At 35.8% G+C, this 21932-nt stretch carries 20 protein-coding genes and 1 tRNA gene; 14 read left to right on the top strand and 7 right to left on the bottom strand.

Annotated features, from left to right (window positions below):
• Positions 1 to 155 precede the first annotated feature (155 nt).
• Complete coding sequence (locus tag GQR60_RS16415) at positions 156 to 854, top strand: hypothetical protein (protein WP_124993977.1); 699 nt, start codon at positions 156 to 158, stop codon at positions 852 to 854.
• 173 nt (positions 855 to 1027) lie between these two features.
• On the top strand, positions 1028 to 1873 hold the full coding sequence (locus tag GQR60_RS16410) for a LytR/AlgR family response regulator transcription factor (protein WP_124993976.1): 846 nt from the start codon (positions 1028 to 1030) through the stop codon (positions 1871 to 1873).
• 56 nt (positions 1874 to 1929) lie between these two features.
• Here GQR60_RS16410 and GQR60_RS16405 read toward each other — a convergent pair whose 3' ends face one another.
• From GQR60_RS16405 to aspS, 3 genes are all read right to left on the bottom strand, one after another.
• Positions 1930 to 2607 carry a hypothetical protein gene (locus GQR60_RS16405; RefSeq protein WP_124993975.1) on the bottom strand — a complete coding sequence of 226 codons (678 nt, stop codon included), beginning with the start codon at positions 2605 to 2607 and terminating at the stop codon, positions 1930 to 1932.
• Between the two features lie 57 nt (positions 2608 to 2664).
• Positions 2665 to 4821, bottom strand: coding sequence for a TonB-dependent receptor (locus GQR60_RS16400; RefSeq protein ID WP_160463504.1), 2157 nt, complete (start codon positions 4819 to 4821; stop codon positions 2665 to 2667).
• 447 nt (positions 4822 to 5268) lie between these two features.
• Complete coding sequence (aspS, locus tag GQR60_RS16395) at positions 5269 to 7026, bottom strand: aspartate--tRNA ligase (RefSeq protein ID WP_124993973.1); 1758 nt, start codon at positions 7024 to 7026, stop codon at positions 5269 to 5271.
• Between the two features lie 391 nt (positions 7027 to 7417).
• Here aspS and GQR60_RS16390 point away from each other — a divergent pair, with 391 nt between their 5' ends.
• Both GQR60_RS16390 and deoD read left to right on the top strand, forming a co-directional pair.
• A complete protein-coding gene (locus GQR60_RS16390) occupies positions 7418 to 7885 on the top strand; it encodes a nucleoside deaminase (RefSeq protein ID WP_124993972.1) in 468 nt (155 codons plus the stop codon).
• A 375-nt stretch (positions 7886 to 8260) separates the two neighbouring features.
• Positions 8261 to 8977: a purine-nucleoside phosphorylase gene (deoD, locus tag GQR60_RS16385; RefSeq protein ID WP_101309457.1), complete on the top strand. Its 717-nt coding sequence runs from the start codon at positions 8261 to 8263 to the stop codon at positions 8975 to 8977.
• A 797-nt stretch (positions 8978 to 9774) separates the two neighbouring features.
• On the opposite strand, the gene GQR60_RS16380 is transcribed toward deoD, so the two are convergent.
• The 3 genes from GQR60_RS16380 to GQR60_RS16370 form a co-directional block, all read right to left on the bottom strand.
• Positions 9775 to 10518 carry a carboxypeptidase-like regulatory domain-containing protein gene (locus GQR60_RS16380; protein WP_124993971.1) on the bottom strand — a complete coding sequence of 248 codons (744 nt, stop codon included), beginning with the start codon at positions 10516 to 10518 and terminating at the stop codon, positions 9775 to 9777.
• Between the two features lie 469 nt (positions 10519 to 10987).
• Positions 10988 to 12211 (bottom strand): 3-phosphoshikimate 1-carboxyvinyltransferase, encoded by a 1224-nt coding sequence (aroA, locus tag GQR60_RS16375; RefSeq protein ID WP_124993970.1) that lies wholly within the window; start codon positions 12209 to 12211, stop codon positions 10988 to 10990.
• Between the two features lie 99 nt (positions 12212 to 12310).
• Entirely contained in the window at positions 12311 to 12841 is a 531-nt protein-coding gene (locus tag GQR60_RS16370) for an adenine phosphoribosyltransferase (RefSeq protein WP_124993969.1), read from the bottom strand.
• A 314-nt stretch (positions 12842 to 13155) separates the two neighbouring features.
• Between GQR60_RS16370 and GQR60_RS16365 the strand changes: the two genes are divergently transcribed.
• The 10 genes from GQR60_RS16365 to GQR60_RS16320 all read left to right on the top strand — a co-directional run bounded on the left by GQR60_RS16365 (position 13156) and on the right by GQR60_RS16320 (position 21518).
• Entirely contained in the window at positions 13156 to 13617 is a 462-nt protein-coding gene (locus GQR60_RS16365; RefSeq protein WP_124993968.1) for a hypothetical protein, read from the top strand.
• A 42-nt stretch (positions 13618 to 13659) separates the two neighbouring features.
• Complete coding sequence (locus GQR60_RS16360) at positions 13660 to 14307, top strand: outer membrane beta-barrel protein (RefSeq protein WP_124993967.1); 648 nt, start codon at positions 13660 to 13662, stop codon at positions 14305 to 14307.
• Positions 14308 to 14350: 43 nt separating this feature from the next.
• Positions 14351 to 15454 (top strand): DNA-processing protein DprA, encoded by a 1104-nt coding sequence (dprA, locus tag GQR60_RS16355; RefSeq protein WP_124993966.1) that lies wholly within the window; start codon positions 14351 to 14353, stop codon positions 15452 to 15454.
• 203 nt (positions 15455 to 15657) lie between these two features.
• The gene (gene gdhA, locus GQR60_RS16350) at positions 15658 to 16992 is read left to right on the top strand and encodes an NADP-specific glutamate dehydrogenase (protein ID WP_124993965.1); all 1335 of its coding nucleotides are present in this window, start codon (positions 15658 to 15660) and stop codon (positions 16990 to 16992) included.
• 121 nt (positions 16993 to 17113) lie between these two features.
• The gene (locus GQR60_RS16345; protein ID WP_124993964.1) at positions 17114 to 17890 is read left to right on the top strand and encodes a TatD family hydrolase; all 777 of its coding nucleotides are present in this window, start codon (positions 17114 to 17116) and stop codon (positions 17888 to 17890) included.
• A 1-nt stretch (position 17891) separates the two neighbouring features.
• Complete coding sequence (locus GQR60_RS16340; RefSeq protein WP_124993963.1) at positions 17892 to 18926, top strand: asparaginase; 1035 nt, start codon at positions 17892 to 17894, stop codon at positions 18924 to 18926.
• A 215-nt stretch (positions 18927 to 19141) separates the two neighbouring features.
• The gene (locus GQR60_RS16335) at positions 19142 to 19963 is read left to right on the top strand and encodes a MotA/TolQ/ExbB proton channel family protein (protein ID WP_124993962.1); all 822 of its coding nucleotides are present in this window, start codon (positions 19142 to 19144) and stop codon (positions 19961 to 19963) included.
• Between the two features lie 9 nt (positions 19964 to 19972).
• Positions 19973 to 20422 carry a hypothetical protein gene (locus GQR60_RS16330; RefSeq protein WP_124993961.1) on the top strand — a complete coding sequence of 150 codons (450 nt, stop codon included), beginning with the start codon at positions 19973 to 19975 and terminating at the stop codon, positions 20420 to 20422.
• A gap of 53 nt (positions 20423 to 20475) precedes the next feature.
• On the top strand, positions 20476 to 21051 hold the full coding sequence (locus GQR60_RS16325) for an ExbD/TolR family protein (RefSeq protein WP_124993960.1): 576 nt from the start codon (positions 20476 to 20478) through the stop codon (positions 21049 to 21051).
• Positions 21051 to 21518 carry an ExbD/TolR family protein gene (locus tag GQR60_RS16320; RefSeq protein WP_124993959.1) on the top strand — a complete coding sequence of 156 codons (468 nt, stop codon included), beginning with the start codon at positions 21051 to 21053 and terminating at the stop codon, positions 21516 to 21518. The genes GQR60_RS16325 and GQR60_RS16320 overlap by 1 nt, the downstream gene beginning before the upstream one ends.
• A gap of 218 nt (positions 21519 to 21736) precedes the next feature.
• On the opposite strand, the gene GQR60_RS16315 is transcribed toward GQR60_RS16320, so the two are convergent.
• Positions 21737 to 21810 (bottom strand) — tRNA-Arg (locus tag GQR60_RS16315).
• Positions 21811 to 21932 lie beyond the last annotated feature (122 nt).

Raw genomic sequence — 21932 nt, 5'->3', positions numbered from 1 at the left:
TTAAGTAGTATCGTAATTTTGATTGTAGAAATTATTAATCCAATTTAAAAGATAAGTTATGAAACGTCCATGCCAAAGAGATTTTGACACACAGGGAGATGATAATCTCAGCATGGTAAGTTCCATATGACAAATCAAAAACAAATTATGAACATATGAAACGGTTATCAATCTATTTATTGCTGGTTTGTTTTGCAGTTTTTGCTGCTCAAAGCTCTTCGGCTCAGAAGAAAGAAAAAAAAGATGAAAAACATGAAACGCATGTAAAGGTTAAGCTTATTGAAGATGGGAAAGAAACGGTTATCGATACTGTCTTTTATGATGCTGATGGTCACGAAAAAATGTTTGAAATGATGGAGTTAAGGGGATTGTCCGATTCTCTGATAAAAAAGCATCATGTTTGGATCTCTGATGATGGGGGTGAGAACCATGGCAGACACAAGAAAATATTAAAGACATTTGTTTTTTCATCAGATTCAGCTTGCGATGGTAAAGAGATGAGAATAATGAATAGAATCAGAATTTCTGATGAGGATGGAAATGTAATTCTTCATGGCGGTGATTCTTGTATTAAAAAGGATATCTGTATTGAAATGCTGGAAGGAGGAGATCATAAAATGCATATGATGGAATCTCATGGTAAAAAAGGAGAGAAAGTTTTTATTATCAACGATTCTGATGACGTTGAAATAACAGAAGAGGATGGTCATAAAATCATCAAAATAAAAACTTCTGGTGATGAGAAAATGTGGATTGAAAAGGATAAGGATGTAGATGTTACCGTAGAAGTAGAGGTTGATGATCAGAATGGTAAAAAAGTGAAAAAAATCAAGAGAAAGAAGAAAAAGGAATAGATCTTGAAAGGATCAAAACAAAATGCCTCGATATTGTCGGGGCTTTTTTGTTGATAAGAAGATGGGTTTTTTCCGGAAATTAAGAATGGCTATCTTTAATTTGAACTCAAAAAAACAGAGTGTAAATTTTCTTATATTTATGTCCAATAACAAATTCGTATTGAGCCCAAATAATGAACTTAAGCCAAATAAAAATCATTAATAGAAAGTACCCGTTTTCGGTATTAAATCTGAAGCATCTTTTTTTTATTGGAATAGCTGTAAGCGCAATTCTGTATATTTTTCAGCCTTTTGGATTTTACAGTTATGAAAATAACAAAATGATCGCTTCGTTGGGATTTGGCATGATCACTTTTCTGTGTCTGCTTTTCATGAATAGCTTTGTCAAAAAACAGCTTCATCAACTTTTCAATAAAAAATGGACTGTTCTTAAAGAAATAGGATATATTCTTTTCCTTCTGATTTTAATTTCCTTATCGAATTTGTATTATTTATCATTGATTATTAATAGTTTTCAGGTAAATGCCTGGTCTTTTTTGTATACATTATTACTTACAAGTGCGATTGGTATTTTTCCAATTACCGGAATGGTTTTAATTCGGTACAACAAAACACTTAAAAATAATTTGAGTCAGATTATTCAAGAAGGACGGAGTGGTGAAACAATGGAGCACAACAGCCCGATCACTTTTGAGAATGCAAACAAAACCGAGCCGGATTTTACAATCGAAATAAATAATTTCCTGTTTTTGGAAGCAATTAAAAATCATGTCCACATCTATTACTTAGTTGATGGGCTGGTAAAAACAACAAGTATTCGCAATACGCTAACCAATATCGTAGATCAGGTGGAAAATGATGCTGTTTTTCAATGCCATCGCTCTTTCTTAATCAACTTAAACCAAATAAAGACTGCAAAAGGAAATTCGAATGGATATAAAATTCACTTGAAAAATTACGAGCAGACAATACCCGTTTCGAGAAAATATGTTCCTGAATTTCAGAAAATAATATACTAGAGATTTGGATGATGAATCCATCATCCAATCTTTAAGTTTGAACGAATCAGTTTAAATTACTCCTGGCTTGTACAATTTTGCTGAGCCGTTTTCAATTGTTGTTCTCCCCAATTAGGATCAAATTTGGTTTTTGGCGTAAAGGCTGAAAACATCAATTCTATTTTTTTTAAATCCTCACAAAAAGAAGATTGATCGGTACCCGTAAATTGAGCCATTTTGTTTTTGAACAAAGTCAATAATAGAACGGGTCGTGGATTTTCTCCATTGTAAGCAATTGCTTTGCTGTAAGCCGAAATTACTTCTTTGTAATAAATTTGCCCGTTTTGAGCCGGGTTTTGAGCAATTATTGCCAGATAGTAGTAGCCTTCCAAGGTGTAAACCTCCGATAAGTTGGCCGATTTGTTTTGTTTTAAATTTTCAATTGTAAGCAAAGCCTCTTTTAGCAGTACTTCTTGTTTCTCGATTGGTGCAGAGAAGGATGCTTTCAAATCGAGAAAGGCGATGTAGTAAGTTGTCAGCCATTCATCAGGAAATATAGTTTCCAATCTTTTTATTTCATTCACAACAGAGAGAAGGTCTGCTTCATTTTGTGCCGTAGTTAATTTGGAAAGACTGCTTCCCAGAATTTGGTAAAACTCAGATTTTGTATTTTCATTGGTTGCAGTTTGGTTTTTGCACAATGCCTGATTTAATAACATTACCATAAAAACGAGTACTACGCATAATTTTTTCATATTCTTAAGTATTAAATTATTAGAATTTATTTTGTTGATTTTTTATTGATATGATTGTTAAAAGCTTGATACATCATAGGCTGAATCGCTTTTTAGCGATATAAAAATGCCCACGTAATAGAATTGTTTTCTTGAATTGACTATTGGTTTGCGATTGTAAACCCCCTCTGCATTTGCTGTGTTCGAGTAAGTGTATCCATATACATTTTTCCTGCCTAAAACATTCGTGACAGAGGAATATAGAATTACATTTTTACTTAAAAGAAAGGTGATGTTGCAATCCAGGCTATGGTATTCAGGAGCTTTGGAATTGATAAAACCTGATTTGTTTGGGTTGTTGTAAGGTCTTCCGCTGGCATAGGAATAAGTTAGTCCGGCATAAGCTTTTAAAGCAGGTATAGAATACCTCAATGATAAACTGGCGTTGTGTTTTGTTGAAAATAAAGGCGCCGATTCAATAGTGTAATCTTTAAATAATCTTTTTGAGTCGTTATACGAGTAGGCTAAAGTGTATTTCATTCGCAAAGAACTGCTTTCGCTGGATAAATACGCATCAATTCCTTTGCTGTTGCCGTATCCCGATGAGGAATAGGCATCATTTTGCAACAAACCCAATCCTTCGTAATTTTTTTTGTACAATTCCACTTTTAAAACGGTTCCCCCGAGCTCGTATGAACCGCTTAAAATATAATGCATGCAGGATTCTTGTCTTCCAATATCATTATTTGAGAACATCACATCGTCTTCCTGTTCCTGAAAGTATTTTCCAACAATTGCAGATGCTTGAAAACCATTATTTATGTAGTTCAATGAAAGTCGGGGAGCTAAATTCCAACTGTTTAGCAGTTCAGAATACTCCAATCTTGCAGAAGCATTTGCGTACAAGTATTTTTTCAATTTAAACTGATTGTCAATATAACCTGCATATAAATTGCGTTGTAAATCATTATTCATCAAAAGGACCGACGAGTTGTCTTCATAAGTTTGGCTGTGGTTTTTTAAATAAGCTTCTAAGCCTCCGTGTAATTTATAAAATTTAGAGATGCTTTTTTCAATTTTTGCTTTCGCATGAAGTTCACTTTCGTGATCGGTAAATGCATCACCAACCAAATTTGTATTTTTATATTTGTTTGATGCGTAGGAGTAAGCAGTCCCAAAAAATAAATGATAATTGTTCTTTGTTCGGGTTACGAAAGTGGAGTTGATGTAGTAATTGTCTCGGGTTAAGTCAAAATTTCGGGTTGGAGTATTGTTCAAATCATCGGTTATGGTTCTAATAAAAGCTGTTCTGTCAACTCCTAAATACAATTTATGAACAGAATTCCTTCCTAATTGTGATCTGATCTGCACTTCACCGGCTAATGATCTGTAATCCTTTTTCCATTGATAGTCATCTGGAAATACTTTGCTGTAAAGACCCTTGTTGGTGTAATTCACATTGGCCGAAACAGATGCCTTTTTCCAGGCATAAGTACCACCACCACCAATGCTCAATGGCGATGCATTTACGCCAAATTTTGTACTTGAGGCTACATCTTTTGTTTCCATAGGCAAAACGGATGACAAAGCCTGACCATATTCAGAGTCATATCCTCCTAACGATAAGTTGATACCTTTGAACAGGAAGGGAGAAAATCTCGACCGGACAGGAGTGTTCTGCGCTGTTGAGGTATATGGAAACAAAACATGCATTCCATCAATAAAAGTCTGACTTTCCCGGGTTTCTCCTCCGCGAACATAAAGTTTACCATCTTCACCTACTTTTTGAGTTCCCGGAAGAGTTTGCAGGGCTCCGTAAATGTCACCATTCGAACTCCCTGTCAAAACCACATCAAGAGCATTCATTTTTTTCACCGTACGGCTTTTCCCAATACTAAATGTGCTTGCAGTAACTACAATCTCATCCAAACCAAGTTCTTCCTGCTTCATGATAATAATCAGATCTTTTAAATTGTTAATTAGATCCTTCTTTTCATGTGTTTGATATCCCAGACAACTCACCACTAAAACTTGTTCGCCATTCGATGTGCTTTCAAATTGGAAGAAACCTTCAGTATCTGTTGAGGCTCCTTCAACTGTTCCTTTTATATAAACATTGGCACCAATTAAAGCTTGTTTGTTTTCATCGAGTACTTTTCCACTAATCAGTGTCTGAGCACTTAGGCTAAATAAACTTAGCAGTAAAAATCCTGTCAGGTAAATCGACTTTTTCATTTGTATCGTGATTAAAATCATTTTGTTTTCGATACAAGTATACATCCCCAATTAGGTTCTTTTCAAATGTTTGGGATTCATATCTAAGATTAGGGACTAATGACTATTGCTTGTGATCGGCGAATAGGTTTTGTGACGAATAACTAAGCTGCAAAGGCTATTTATTAAGGGATTTATCACGAGAGGATATCAGTGGAATTTAGTGAATTAATTTTTTTTTTCTCTTTAAGTAATAGGAATGATTTATTGTTGTATTCTTCCTAATCAGACAGATCGCGGAACTATTGTTTGGATGTAGTAAACAAGTCCCCTTTAGGGGATTTAGGGGTGAAAAGAGAAATGTGACATTATATTGTTTTCAGACTTAAAACCATATTATCAGAAAAAAAGGACACAAAAAAAGCTCCGATCATATGATCGGAGCCTGTACTAATATTTTCAAGATCCTTACTTCAATTTCTTTCTGTAGTCAAGACCCAATTCAACCATTTGTGCTTCGGCAATCGGCGATGGAGAATCAATCATTACATCACGACCCGAATTGTTTTTAGGGAATGCAATAACGTCTCTGATTGATTCGATACCTGCAAACATAGATGCCAAGCGGTCAAATCCAAAAGCGATTCCGCCGTGTGGTGGCGCACCATATTTAAATGCATTCATTAAGAAACCAAACTGAGCTTGTGCTTCTTCATCGGTAAAACCAAGATGCTTGAACATTCGAGCCTGAAGTTCTGTATCGTGAATACGAATAGAACCGCCGCCAATTTCAACACCATTAATTACCAAATCGTAAGCATTGGCACGAACTTTACCAGGATCAGTTTCCAGCATATGCAAATCTTCTTTCTTAGGCGAAGTAAATGGATGGTGCATGGCGTGGAAACGTTCTGAATCTTCATCCCACTCTAAAAGAGGGAAATCAACAACCCAAAGCGGAGCGTAAACATTCTTATCGCGCAAGCCTAACTGATTACCCATTTCCAAACGCAGTTCGCTTAGTTGAGGTAATGTTTTGGCTTTTTCACCCACCAAAATCAAAATCAAATCGCCTGGTTTTGCGTTACAAGCTTCCGCCCATTTCTGCAATTGCTCTTCTCCGTAAAATTTATCAACCGATGATTTATATGAACCATCTTCATTGTATCGCAGGTAAACCAATCCTTTGGCTCCAATTTGCGGTTTTTTCACAAAATCAGTCAGCGCATCCAGTTGTTTACGAGTATAAGTAGCACATCCGGCAGCACAAATTGCTCCGATATATTCTGCTTCATCAAAAACTTTAAAGTCACTTCCTTTCGCAATTACGCTTAAGTCAACAAACTTCATGTCGAAACGGATATCAGGCTTATCGTTACCATAAAATTCCATGGCGTCAGCGTAATCCAATCTTGGGAATTTGAAGTTCATCTCCACATCTTTCAATTTCTTGAATAAATGTTTGGTCAATCCTTCAAAAGTATCTAAAATGTCATCTTGCTCAACAAAGGCCATTTCGCAATCAATCTGCGTAAATTCAGGCTGACGGTCGGCACGTAAATCTTCATCGCGGAAACACTTTACAATCTGATAGTAACGGTCGAAACCGGAAATCATCAACAATTGTTTGAATACCTGCGGTGACTGTGGCAAAGCATAAAACTCACCCTGATTCATTCTCGAAGGAACAATAAAGTCACGCGCACCTTCCGGAGTCGATTTTATCAATACAGGAGTTTCAGTTTCAATAAAATTCAACTGATCCAAATAGTTACGAACTTCGATGCCCATTTTGTGACGCAAAATTAAATTCTCGCGAACACAAGAACGACGCAAATCGAGGTAACGATATTTCATTCTTAATTCATCACCACCATCGGTATTGTCTTCAATGGTAAAAGGAGGAATTGCCGATTTGCTTAAAATAGTTATATCATCAGCAATAATCTCAACAGCTCCTGTAGGTATTTTGTCGTTTTTACTTTGTCTTTCAGCAACCTTACCGGTAATTGAAACAACGAATTCGCGGCCTAATTTTCTTGCCTTTTCGCATAATTCAGTATTGCTTTCCATATCGAAAACAAATTGAGTAATGCCATATCTATCACGAAGATCAACAAAGGTCATTCCCCCCAGATTACGTGCTTTTTGCACCCAACCACTAAGTGTTACCGTATCGTTTACATTCTGAATTCTTAATTCTCCACAAGTATGAGTCCTGTACATCTTATACCATTTAATGATTTAACAAGCTATTAGTTATTAGCCATTAGCTGATTTCTGTTATTTAGGTCTGTTTCTTTTGATTTACTGTCGAACAATTATTAATATCAATTGCAGTGGCTAATCACCAACAGCTTTCTGTTATTAACCTCGTTCTTTGTTATTGGTTTTGTTAACTTTGCGAAATTACTAACAATTTGCGAAACTGAATACGCTTTTATTAATAGATTGTTAAATTTTAGCGATAAGAAATGAAATTAGGTCTTAAATTGTATGAAAGCAGTAGTTTGCAGCTCTGTTTTGGAGGATAATTACAATATGAAGTATTTGCAGTAGTTCTGAATAAAGCTTTCTTTTTTGATCAAAAAATCTTACATCTTATATTTTTACTACAATGAACGAAGAGTCAATCATATCCCCATTTTCCGATGAATATTTTATGAAGCAGGCAATGCAGGAAGCTCACAAAGCTTTCGAGGCCGATGAAATTCCGGTGGGCGCCATAGTGGTGTGCAACAATAGAATAATAGCGCGATCGCACAATCTTACAGAGCGGTTGAATGATGTGACCGCTCATGCCGAAATGCAAGCCATAACAGCAGCAGCCAATTTTTTGGGTGGAAAGTATTTAATTGATTGTACTTTATATGTAACGCTTGAACCATGCAATATGTGTGCAGGTGCTTTGGCATGGTCGCAAATTTCGAAAATTGTTTACGGCGCAGCAGATGATAAACGTGGATATTCCCGCTTTTCGCCCAATCCTCTGCACCCAAGAACAGAAGTCGTTTCAGGTATTATGGAACAGGAAAGTGCTGCTTTAATCCGCGATTTCTTCGCTCGTAAAAGAATGTCTTTGTAAGATAAATTTTGATATTTTTTTGTGTAAAGTACATAATCCGTTTAAATTGTTAAAATGGATTATGGCTAAATGACTGATATTCTATCTGTTTAAAGGCCTGTTTCTTTGTTTTTTGTTAAAATTTACCCCTCGGTAGTTTCTTTATCAGATAAAATTATTAATTTCGCCAACGGTAAGTGAAAAGTGATTCATAAAGTATTGATTGGGATAATTCTACATTTTAGCACGATTGCTTGCCAAACTGCCATCCAACCAATTTATAATCCATATTTTTTTCGAAACTGAATAGTATATAATGCTGTTTCTGTGTTTGGTTCCTGTGATCCTTGCCGGAAATCCATTATCTTTATTTGTAAATCTATAAATCAATATATCATGAGTGCACACAATGAAGCCAAAATGGGCGATATTGCTGAAACTATCCTTTTACCTGGAGATCCTTTACGGGCAAAATACATAGCCGATAATTTTCTGGAAGATGTGGTTTGTTACAATAAAGTAAGAAACATGCTCGGTTTCACAGGAACTTATAAAGGCAAACGCATTTCTGTGCAGGGAACGGGAATGGGCGTACCGTCAATTTCAATTTATTCTCATGAGCTGATAACGCAATATGGTGTGAAAAACCTGATTCGTATCGGAACCTGTGGATCATTTAACGAAGATGTGCACGTGCGCGACGTAATTTTGGCGATGACATCCTGTACCGATTCAGCCATCAATAAGAATTTATTTAAAGGCATGGATTATTCTCCATGTGCCGATTTTGGTTTGTTGAGCGATGCCCATAAAGCGGCCACCGAACAAGGAGTAAATATTAAAGTGGGCAGTACATTAACGTCCGATATTTTTTATCACGATTTAGAAAATAATCCTGAACCATTTAAAATTTGGGCAGATTACGGCGTTTTAGCGGTAGAAATGGAAGCAACAGCTTTGTACACAATCGCAGCCCGAAATAAGGCGAAAGCTTTGGCAATTCTTACCGTTAGCGATCATATCCTAACCGGCGAAGAAACTAGTGCCGAAGAGCGCCAAACAACTCTTCATACCATGATAAAAATTGGGTTGGAGACAGCAATCAGACAATAATTTTAGATCAGATATATTTATTGTAAGTAAGGGAGAAACATTGGGGAGTTTCTCCTTTTTTATTTTCTATTTTGGTCATGCTCTGACTATAAGTAAGTCGTTCATATCAGGGGATTACTTGATTCATATTTCAAAATGCCAATTTTACCTTTAATTGCGCATTACTCATTGTTAATTATTTTAGGGCGTGTCCCTCATTCTTCGGGTCAGGCTTTCCGTTTCAACTCCTCGCGCCAACGCACAAATGCAGCACCACCTGCGGGGTTTTCTCTTCAATCCTTCACGCATGCCACTTCGTAAAGATGCTCTTTGGAGTATTTATGCTTTGATTTTAACTGAATTTTGAGGGGCTCACTGTAAGTGAGGCTCTCAATGTGTTTAGTAATTGGCACTACTCGTAGCACATCAAGGTGCAATGTACCACACTATTTGGGTAAAAGCAGCTCCTGTAGATTTGTAATCTACAGGTTTCGAATTGAGGATTCGTGATCCTCCTGTTAAAGGGATTTTCTTGGATGTAGGTGATTTAAAATCACTTATCTGGGTACGATTTGATTCAGATGAATTTTGAGGGTCTCACTTTAAGTGAGGCTCTCAATATGTTTATAATTGGTACCCTCACTGTAAGTGAGAGCACCAAGTTCCTTTTGTGTTCTGCTTAAGCTTCCACGCCTGTCATGCTCTAACTATACGCAAGCCGTTCATGTCAGGGGATTACTTGATTACATGTGGATTTTTGGTGTTAATCTGAAATAAATCTCCACTAAGAATTTCCGATTACATATTAGCATAAAGAACTATTGGTACCCGTCTTTTTCTTTAAAATAAACCGCTTCACCTTTATCTCCATTTTCCAAATCGGTCATTTCTATCCGGAAAATATCACATCCTTTTTTACTCAATTCTTTTGGAGCATCAACATGTAATAAATAGCCATTGCATATTCCATTTGAAACATACTCTTTCACTTTCTGTTTCATGTTAATTTTTACCGGCACTCCATTTATGGTAACCTTTACATCAAGCAAATCAGGATCAGTGCAAAGATCTGTATCATCAATAGGCTTATCTGGATTCGAATAATACTTGGATAAACTCATGGGTCTGCAATATATCGTATATCCCGGGCTTGCTCCTTCTATTTTAAAAACGGTAACACCATAAATCTCAAGGCGGTGGTAATGAATATTCAATACCATATCATCTTCAGCAATAACATTCCATGCCCAAAATTCAAGCCGCATATCCTCATGTGATAATTGAGAATTTGATTTTGGATACTCACATAGTTTCATCGATGCCAATGCAAGGTATTTTCCCTTTTTCACTTTCAGGGAATATCTTCCATCGCTGTCGGAATAGGTTTCATACATTGATTCTTTTCCAAAGTTTCTACCTTTTATTTCAACAAAAGCACTGTCTTTGGCATTGCCTTCAAAATCAGTTACAATTCCCGAAATAGTTATAGAATCTTTTTGAGCGCTTGCATGCAAATACAGAGAGCAAACCAGGAGTAGAGCAGATAAAATCTTTTTTGTCATGTTTTTTTCAGTTTGGTTTTTATTTGACGCTCTAACTCGAAATAATGTTACATCCTTATCTGTAAATCATCCGCTAAGTACCTTTTGGTATCGTCTTCATTATCTTTTAAATTTTTTATCATGGTTAAAATATATTTTGATGTACATCAAGTTGTATTTTCATGTATATGAAACTTATTTTTGATGTACATCAAACTTATGCTTTGCCACTAGTATATAATCAACTTGTGCTTACAATAGTTTAAGATCATCAGTATAAGTTAACTATAGAGAACAAGGTGGTTCAGATTATCAAAATATTGAGGGGTTCACTTTAAGTGTCATTCTCAGTGTGGTTAATAATTGGTGCCCAAACTGAAATTGAGAGCGCCAAGCTTATTTTAGATCAAATAAATTAAATGACTGTAGTTTATAAAACAACCCCGTTAGACTTAGTTCTAACGGGGTTGTTTCTGATATCATATAGGATTTATTCCTTCACTTCGAAACCCAATTCTTTTAGCTGTTCCCAAAAATTAGGGTACGATTTTTTCACCACACCAGGCGAATCGATTATTATATTTGGTCGTACTAACGCGATGGGAGCAAATGCCATGGCCATCCGATGATCGTGGTAAGTTTCGATCACAATATTCTCTTCTTCTGTTTTTCGTTCACCATTCCAGGCCAATTCGCCTTCGGCCGGTTCAGTAAGAACGTAACCTAATTTCCCCAATTCTGTGATTAGTGCATAAATGCGATCTGTTTCTTTAATCTTCAAAGTCTCTAAGCCGGTAAAGTGGAAAGGAATGTTTTTTAAACAGGCACAAACGGCAAATGTTTGAGCCAAATCGGGCATCTGATTAAAATCGAACTTTAGCTTTGTACAATTGGCTGCCATCTTTTCAATGAACATTCCCCGTTTCGAGAATTGAGCTTTAACGCCTAGTTTCTCAAAAACCGGAACCAATCCTGAATCACCCTGAAAACTGTGTCTTCTTAAACCATCTAAATATAATTTTCCTTCATCGGCCAAAGCCATAAAAGCAAACCAATACGATGCGCCCGACCAATCGCCTTCAACGATATAAGGAATTCGTTGATAAGCCTGATTTGGCACAAAAATTTCTTGTCCTTTAAATTCCGATTTAATGCCAAACTCCTCCATAATATTCAGAGTCATTTCTATATAGGAACGCGATACAATTTTTCCGCTTAGTTTAATTCGTAACCCTTTTTCAAGAGTTGGTGCAATTAAAAGCAATGCAGTAATATATTGAGAGCTGGTATTTCCTTTTAGTTCTACTACTTCACCGGTAAGGTTCGATCCAAAAATTTTAAGCGGAGGATAACCTTCTTTTTCCAAATAGGTAATTTGAGCGCCTATTGAGTTTAGAGCATCAACCAAAACGCCAATGGGTCTTTCCTTCATTCTGTGCGAACCGGTTAAGGTCCATTCGCCAACAATTTTAGAGAGGTATGCAGTTAAAAAACGCATGGTAGTTCCTGCATGTCCAACATCAAAACTATTGGTGTTGGAATTTAGAATGCTCTGCATTGCTTTTGAATCATCACAATCCGAAAGGTTTTTAATCGGCTCAAAATTGTAGCTCAACGCATTAATAATTTGAACTCTGTTTGATATGCTTTTAGAGGCGGGAAGAACAATTCTTCCTTCCAGTAAATTATTTTTTTTCGAAATGGAATATTGCATCGAACTCAGTTTTGTCTGTGAAAAATACCGGGATAGCGCAAATCAGGTCATCAAAACCATTTGGGTTAAGATGACCTGAATGATAATTTTATGCTTTATTTAAAAGTGGAATACAGAATCAACTTCATATTGAGTAGCCAATTTATCACGGCCTTTCAAAAAGTCAAGTTCTATCAAAAAGTTCACGAAAACATTTTTCAAATTAAATCGACTCAATAAATCGATAGAAGCTTTTGCTGTACCACCCGTTGCCAATAAATCATCGTGCAGCAAAACTACATCGTCAGAATTTAAAGCATCCTGATGGATAAAAATTTCATCTTCTCCGTATTCCAAAGAATATTTCTCAGAGAAAGTTGGCGATGGTAATTTACCAGGTTTTCTTACCGGAACAAAACCAGCACCTAAACGATAGGCTAAAACGGTTCCTAAAATAAAACCACGGCTTTCTAAACCAACCACCTTTGTTATTCCTTTGTCTTTATATTGATTGTAAAGAGTGTCAACTAAAGTTGCCAGATGTTTATCATCTTTCAACATTGTTGTGATATCCTTAAATACGATTCCCGTTTTAGGAAAGTCAATTACGTCTCTTATCGAATCTTTTGCTTCCTGAAGTCTTACTTCCATTTTATTTTCTTTTTCCAAACCAGGAGTACGAAAACATCCAATTTCATTCTGTTTTTTCTGTCTGTAAGACGCGAAAAAGCAGAAGAAGTGGAACATTCACCCCCTCCTCACTTAATTATTCTACAATTACTAACTTGATATAGTGTGGGATAATTCCGGGTAAAAATAAAAAAGTCTGAGTAAATATTCATTATATATTAGCAAAAACTGCATTTATGATTTGAAATGAGAAACTATTTTTCAGATCCTTCGATTTTCATTGTTGAACTCCACTTTAGTTTTTACCTTTGATTAAATTCAATTTTAGAATCAAAATGACTATAAATAATCAAAATCGCGCAGCTTGGATTAAGCTTTTTTACTACGTGTTTATATTTTTATATCTGGCGGTAAGCATTATTTTAATCTATTTAAAGGCAAAGCCGATTTATCCAATTTTTGGAGCAATCAGTGGTTTCGTTTTTGCCTGCATCGCACTTAGTTTATCGCTCAATTTGAATTATATAATCTATCAGGAATCAGAAGAGAAAATAATTTTGAGATATTATCCGCTGCACCCTTTTCACCAGAAGTTCAAATCTATTGAAATTCCCAAAAGTCAATTGTCTCATTTCGATTTAAAAAGAAAACTGTTTGGCTTACGGCCTGAAGTTACTTTGTATCAGCAAACAGAAAGAGGATTAGCAAAATACCCATCAGTCAGTATCTCTTCTCTTACAAAATCCAGTCAGGCGGAAATGATTAAATCATTGCAAAAGAATTCCAAAAAAAAGTAATAAGATTTACTTTTGCGGTTGAGCGTACTAAAATATAATTGTATGCGTTATCAGTTTTGTAAATCCTTTATTGAAGATTATTATAACATGATTAGAAAAATTAAAAGTCAGTTAGCACTATTGATTGTGGTGCTTGTATTGCCAACTACCATATTGGCTCAGAAAAATGATGTAAGACTTAATATTGGAATCCCTTTAGGGAAATATGGGAAGTTTGATCACAACTTTATGGGCACCAATGAAACCAATTCTCCTTCTTTTATTATTCAGTTGGAGAAAAACTGGAAGCCTGATTTAAGTATTGGAGCTTATGTTGGCTATGCCGGGCAGAAGCATGAGTTCAATTTGGGTTTTGATGAGGTGAAATATAACTACTATCGATTTGGAACGGTATTAACTTATGAATTAAATGGCTGGCTTTCCGAAATGAATATTGCACCTGACAATGGGATTGAAATGTATGCCAGTGTAAAAACAGGGCTTTCTCTGGAGAATCGAAAATCTACAATTTCCAGATTGGATGGAGGAAATGTTCCTACTGTTAGAACCAACAGGAATAACGAGTTGCTTTTCGATCTAGGTGTTTTGCTGGGTACCCGTTACCATTTTTCAAATCAATTTGGCATTTTTGCAGAATTGGGTTGGGGAAATGCAGGATTTTTCACCATAGGAACAACTTTTACCTTATAAATATTTTGTAAATTAGGCCTCGTTTATTTAATTTGATGAATATATGGAGGATATTTATAAAATTGCTGTTAGTTTTTTGAATGGGATAGGTCCGGTTAATACAAAGAAAGTAATTGCCTATACCGGAAGTATTGAGGGACTGTTTAAAGAGAAAAAACAAAATTTGCTAAAAATTCCGGGAATCGGCCAATCTTTTATCGATAAGCTGGATCGTGATAACGCGATCCAATTGGCAGAGGAAGAGCAAAAGTTTATATCAGATAATCATATCAATGTTAGTTTCTATTTAGAGAAAGATTATCCGCAAAGGCTTTTAAATTGTGCCGATTCGCCTTGCACATTATATTATAAAGGAAATACTGATTTTAATGCGGCACGTACTCTTAGTATTGTAGGAACCAGAAATGCCAGTGATTACGGACGGGAGATCTGCAATAAGCTGATACAGGATTTATCCGAAAAGGAGGTTAAGCCTTTAATTATAAGTGGTCTTGCTTATGGTGTTGATATTTGTGCCCATAAGGCAGCTTTGCGAAACCAATTGCAAACTGTTGCTGCAATAGGTCACGGATTGCATATGATGTACCCTTCGCAGCACAAAAGATATGCTGAGGAGATAGTTAACCAAGGGGCATTAATTAGTGAATTCACATCCAAAAGTAAATTCGATCCTAAAAATTTCGTTCGCAGGAACAGAATCATCGCAGGAATGGCAGATGCTACTATTGTTATTGAGTCGGCATCAAAAGGAGGTTCGTTGGTGACTGCTGATATTGCCAATTCGTACAATAGAGATGTTTTTGCATTTCCAGGCCGAACATATGATAAAGGTTCTACGGGTTGTAATAAACTAATAAAAACGAATCAGGCTCACCTTATAGAGAGTGTTGCCGATTTGGAATACATATTAGGATGGGAAAATAAGAATAAGAGTCCTAAAACGGTTCAGACAAAATTATTTATTGAGCTATCTCCCGAAGAGGAGTCACTTGTTCAGGTACTTAAGGAGAAAGGTAACATGCCTATAGATAGTATTAGTCTGAAAACATCATTTCCGATGAGTAAAGTGTCGAGTTTACTTCTGAAATTGGAATTTGAAGGCATAATAAAGTCACTTCCGGGGAAAATCTACACTTTGAATACATGAATTTTATCATTTTTTTTTGATAAATGTTGTAGAGCAGAAATTTATACTGTGTAAGGTGTTGATAATGAGATGTAAAAAGTTTACGAAAACGTTGTAAAAAAAATATTAATTTAATTTGTGATTATGAAAAAATATATACTTTTGAACCAAGAACTAATATTTAAAACAACACAATCTAATTTAATTTCATAACATAGTTTGGCATGGAAGCAAAGATTAATGAATTCATGGAAGGCCTAAAGGCCAAAACTCCTGGAGAAGCAGAATTTCATCAGGCAGTTCAAGAAGTAGTAGAAACAGTTTGGGAAACTTATGATGCAAATCCTAAGTACAAAGCTGCGAAAATTCTTGATAAAATGTGTGAGCCGGAACGTACAATCATGTTTCGTGTACCATGGATCAATGATAATGGTGAAGTAGAAATCAACCGCGGATACCGTGTTGAATTCAATAGTGCAATTGGACCCTATAAAGGTGGATTACGTTTTCACCCATCGGTTACATTAAGTGCATTAAAATTTTTAGGCTTTGAGCAGACATTCAAAAACTCTTTAACAACATTACCTATGGGTGGTGGAAAAGGAGGTTCTGATTTCAATGCTAAAGGAAGATCAGATAACGAAATTATGCGTTTTTGTCAAAGTTTCATGACTGAGCTTTGCAGACACATCGGTCCTAATACAGATGTTCCTGCCGGTGATATCGGAGTAGGTGGTCGTGAGATTGGATATTTATTCGGACAATACAAGAGAATTCGTAACGAATTTGTTGGTGTATTGACTGGTAAAGGTCTTGAATTTGGTGGATCATTAATTCGTCCTGAAGCAACTGGATTTGGAGCTGTATATTTCGCTCAGCACATGCTGGCTGAAAACAATGAAACCTTAGATGGTAAAATTGTTGCACTTTCAGGTTTTGGTAATGTTACTTGGGGTGCTGCTCTTAAATTAGTAGAGTTAGGTGCTAAAGTTGTTACTATCTCTGGTCCTGATGGATATGTATATGATCAGGAAGGTTTAAATGCTGAAAAGATCGATTATTTATTGGATTTGAGAGCTTCTAATAATGATGTTGTTGCTCCTTATGCTGAAAAATTTGGTGCTAAATTCTTCCCTGGTAAAAAACCTTGGGAGGTTAAAGTCGATTTGGCTTTTCCTTGTGCAATTCAAAATGAGTTGAATTTAGAGGATGCTAAATTATTGGAAGCAAACGGATGTAAATATGTTGTTGAGACTTCAAACATGGGTTGTACTGCTGATGCAGCTTTCTATTTAGTGGATGCTTTGGCTTTCGCTCCTGGTAAAGCGGCTAATGCTGGTGGTGTTGCTGTGTCTGGTTTAGAGATGTCACAAAATTCTATGCGTTTCAACTGGTCTACTGAAGAGGTGGATGAGAAGTTGGGTCGTATCATGAAAGATATTCACGATACTTGTGTTAAATTCGGTACTGAAAATGGACGCATCAACTATATTAAAGGTGCTAATATTGGCGGTTTCGTAAAAGTTGCCGAAGCTATGTTGGCTCAAGGCTGCGTATAATATACTATATCGCCTACTATATAAAAGCCGGCTTTGCCGGCTTTTTTTAATTGATATTCGCTTATTATTAGTTTGGCAAGTCACTCCTGTTTGTATATGTTTGCAGAAAAGTTGTGTAAAGATGAAATTGATTGATACCCATTCCCATATATATTCAGATGATTTTAAAGATGATATTGAAGAAATTATCTCAAATTGCAGGAAAGTAAATATCGGGAAAATTCTGCTTCCTAATATTGATTCGGAATCGATACCAAAAATGAATCGATTGGTTCAACGTTTTCCTGATGTGTGCGTGCCCATGATGGGACTTCACCCTACATCAGTAAAAGAAAACTACAGGGAAGAGTTGGAGAATTGTAAAGCCTGGCTTGCAAAAGGAGATTATTGTGCGATTGGTGAAATAGGTATGGATTTGTATTGGGACAAAGCTTATGTGAAAGAGCAGCAAATTGTTTTCGATACTCAAATAAATTGGGCACTTGAAAGAGAGCTTCCAATTGTTATTCATGCCAGAGATTCATTTGATGAGATTTTTGAAATATTGGAATCTTACCGCAATAGTAATTTAAAAGGTGTGTTTCACAGCTTTACCGGAAATACGGAGCAAGCTGTAAAAGCAATTGGTTTTGGATTTCTGTTAGGGATTAATGGAATTGTAACCTTTAAGAATTCCGGACTTGATAAAACAGTCGGATCTATTGGATTGGATCATCTGATTTTGGAAACTGATGCTCCTTATCTGGCGCCTGTGCCAAAGAGGGGAAAAAGAAACGAAAGTTCGTACTTGGTTTATATTGCCAGTAAGCTTTCTGAAATTTATCAGCTTAGCTTAGATGAGGTGGCCAAAACAACAAGTGCAAATGCGGCAAAATTATTCAATATTGAATTGAAATAAAATGGAACAGAAACAAACTTCTATTTTAATAATATATACCGGAGGAACAATTGGTATGGTGAACGATCCTGAAACAGGTTCGTTAAAACCATTTGATTTTGATCATATCCTAAAACAGGTTCCGGAATTGAACGGATTTGGGTTTAAATTGGAATCAATAGCTTTTGAGCCATTGATTGATTCATCAAACTTAAATCCGAGGGTATGGATAAAGATTGTTGAAATAATAAAAGAGAATTATCAGAAATTTGATGGCTTTGTTGTATTGCATGGAACGGATACTATGTCGTACACTGCTTCAGCTTTAAGTTTTATGCTGGATAATTTACAAAAACCAGTTATCCTTACCGGATCTCAATTGCCAATAGGTACGTTAAGAACTGACGGGAAGGAGAATTTAATTACAGCTATTGAAATTGCTGCAGCTTATCAAAACGGACAAGCTATGGTGCCTGAAGTTTGTGTTGTGTTCGAGAATAAACTTTTTCGGGGCAATAGAACTACAAAGCACAATGCAGAACATTTTAATGCGTTTCATTCGTATAATTATCCTGATTTGGCAAAGATTGGAATCCATATCAATTATAATTATGCCGCTATTCATTACCCAAGTCAGCCGGGAGAATTAGAAATATCAACATCTTTGGATCTAAATATTGCGATCTTAAAGATATTTCCGGGTATAAATAAGACTGTGGTTGACTCCATTCTTAACAGTAAAGGATTGAAAGCTGTAATAATGGAAACATATGGAGCCGGAAATGCACCTACGGATAAGTGGTTTATCGACTCAGTTAAAGCTGCAATCGAGAAGGGGATAATCGTATATAATGTTACTCAATGTGCTGCTGGAAGTGTTGAGATGGGCTTGTATGAAACTAGTCTGGAGCTATTACATGCAGGTGTTGTTAGTGGCAGAGATATAACTACTGAGGCTGCGGTAACCAAACTTATGTATGTGTTGGGGAAAAACTTAAATTCAGAACAAATCAAATTCCTTTTAAATAAATCTTTGAAAGGCGAATTAAGCCAATAGTTTATTTGTTTTTCACATTTTTTTTGTAATTTGGTGCACTGTTTAGTCCCTTCTGTATTACATAAAATTAAATTCATGATTATCATGGAAAACAGATGTAGAAAGACTTTTCTTATTAAAAGGAATATTCAACTAAGTAATTAGTTGTTTTAGAGATCGTAATCGTTTAATTTTGTAAAAAATAATTTCGTTAATTAAAATTTGAAAAACAGACTATGAAAAAGTTATTTGCATTTATAGCAGTTATCGGGATGCTAAGCTTAGGAGCGTCAACAAACGTATTTGCTCAGGATGAGACAGCAGAACAAGCTACCGTAGATACAACGCAAGTTGCTGGGGAAGTTGCAGAAGAAGTTGTTGAAAAAGCAACCCCAGTAATGGAAGAAGAAGCTATCGAAAGTACTTCTTTTCACCAAGTTGTGAAAAAACAATTCATCCAAGGTGGTGCGATGTTTATGAGTTTTGTATTGTTAACACTTATTTTAGGTTTAGCTCTTTCTATCGAAAGAATTATTTACTTGAATATGTCGACAACTAATACTAAAAAATTGTTCGCTAATCTTGAAGATGCATTGAACAACGGTGGCGTTGAAGCAGCTAAAGAAGTTTGTAGAAATACTCGTGGCCCTATTGCCAGTATTTTCTATCAAGGTCTTGATCGTATCGATGAAGGTATTGAAGTAGTTGAGAAATCAGTTGTTTCTTACGGATCTGTACAGATGGGGCTTTTAGAAAAAGGTCTTTCTTGGATTGGTTTGATGATTGGTCTGGCTCCTATGTTAGGATTTATGGGTACTGTAATTGGTATGATCGACGCTTTCGATTCTATCCAGTCTATGGGTACTATTTCTCCGGCAGCTGTAGCAGGTGGTATTAAAGTGGCCTTGATTACTACTGTATCTGGTTTGATCGTTGCGATGATCCTTCAGGTATTCTATAACTACTGTACTTCAAAAATTGACAGTATCGTGAATAACATGGAAGATGCTTCTATCTCTCTTCTTGATATCCTTGTAAAATACAACATGAAAAAATAATTTTAGACTATGTCAAATACATTGAGTAAATATTTAAATATTCTCACCTATGTAATGATTGGTCTAACAGCAATTTTTGTTGCCATGTTTTACTTAGGTGGAGATCTACCAAATCAAGCGGATCAAACACCTGTTTATACTGATGTTTTATTGAATTGGGCCAAAGCATTGTTTGTTGTTTGTGCCGGGTTGGCTTTGGGTTTTCCTATCATTCAGTTAGTGACTAATCCTAAAGGAGCTGTTAAAGGTTTGGGTGGATTAGTTGGTTTGGGTTTGGTAATCCTTATTGCTTATTCATTATCAGATGCAACACTGTTAGATCTTCCTGGTTATACTGGTGCTGATAACACTCCAGGAGCACTGCAATTTGCGGATACTGTACTTTACACCATGTACATTCTAGGTGTTGGAACAGTTGCAGCTATTGTTGTGACCGAAATATTAAGAAAATTACGTTAAGTAAATGATTCGGGTTTTTAATTCGGATCGATATACCTTTAGATTATAATATTATGGCAAGAAAGACACCAGAGATTAATTCTAGTTCGATGGCCGATATTGCATTCTTGTTGTTAATTTTCTTCTTGGTTTCGACTACTATGGACATTGATACAGGTATCTATAAAAAGTTACCACCAATTCCAGAGGAAGAGGAAATAGACGCACCAAAGGTTAAACAACGTAATGTTTTAGCTATTTTGGTTAACCGCAACGATGACTTATTGGTTAATGGAGAAATTCTAAGTATTTCACAACTGCGTGAAAAAACAAAAGAATTTATCCTGAACCCGCTGAATAGTGCAGATTTACCTGAGAAAAAACTTACTACAATTCCTTTTTTTGGAGATGTAATGGTTTCAAAAGGTTTGGTTTCTTTGCAAAATGACCGCGGAACTAGTTACGAAATGTACATTAAAGTACAGGACGAACTTGCAGCAGCATCTCGTGAATTAAAAGATGAGAAGGCAATGCAAAAGTGGAACAAGAAATATGCAGACTTGAATGAGGAGCAGCAGGATGCTGTTCGGGATTATGTGCCAATGCAAATTTCTGAAGCTGAACCTAAAAATGTGGGAGGAAAAAAATAATGGGAAAATTTAAAAAAGGTGGTTCTAAGGAGCTTCCGGAAATTTCAACAGCCTCTCTTCCTGATATCGTATTCATGCTTTTATTTTTCTTCATGGTTAGTACAACCATGCGTGAAGTGGAGTTGAATGTTAATATTATGGTTCCAAGTGCAAAAGAAATCGTGAAATTGGAAAAAAAGGATCTTGTTAGTAACATCTATGTAGGTGTTCCAATGAGAAAATTTGCAAAAACGATGGGTACTGAACCACAAATTCAATTGAACGACCAATTTTCAACAGTTGATGATATTCAGGCTTTTATTGCTGCTGAAAGAGAAGCAAGAAAAGAGGAATTACGAAACAAGTTGACTACTTCTCTTAAAGTTGATCAATATACTAAGATGGGTATTATTATCGACATTAAGCAAGAACTTAGAAAAGCAAGTTCGTTAAAGTTGAATTATTCTACACGTGAAACAGCGGAATAATATTCCAAGTTTATACATATTAAAAAAGGAGTCCGTTTGGACTCCTTTTTTTGTTAGCCCATCCCCAAAAGAATCAGATTCATGTCAATGTATTCTGTAAAACTCTTGTCACAATTATATTGAAAGAGATAATTGTTTGAGAATGTGTTGATTTTTGGATTGTACCCGATGGAATGAAATGCAAAAGCCAATCAATTAATATTGATCGGCTTTATTTGTGACCCGTACAGGATTCAAACCTGTGACCTTCAGAACCGGAATCTGACGTTCTATTCAGCTGAACTAACGGGCCAATTACGAGTGCAAATTTAGAAAAATATTTTGTTCTGCATCGCATCTAAATACATTCCTGTAAATAAATATAATTCATTGTTTTAAACTTACATGCCTAAACCATTAGAATCCATATCTTAA

The sequence above is a fragment of the Labilibaculum euxinicum genome (assembly GCF_009795715.1).
Taxonomy (GTDB): domain Bacteria; phylum Bacteroidota; class Bacteroidia; order Bacteroidales; family Marinifilaceae; genus Labilibaculum; species Labilibaculum euxinus.
The sequence above is the reverse complement of the archived record's forward strand: the minus strand, read 5'-3'. Positions and strand labels throughout refer to the sequence as shown.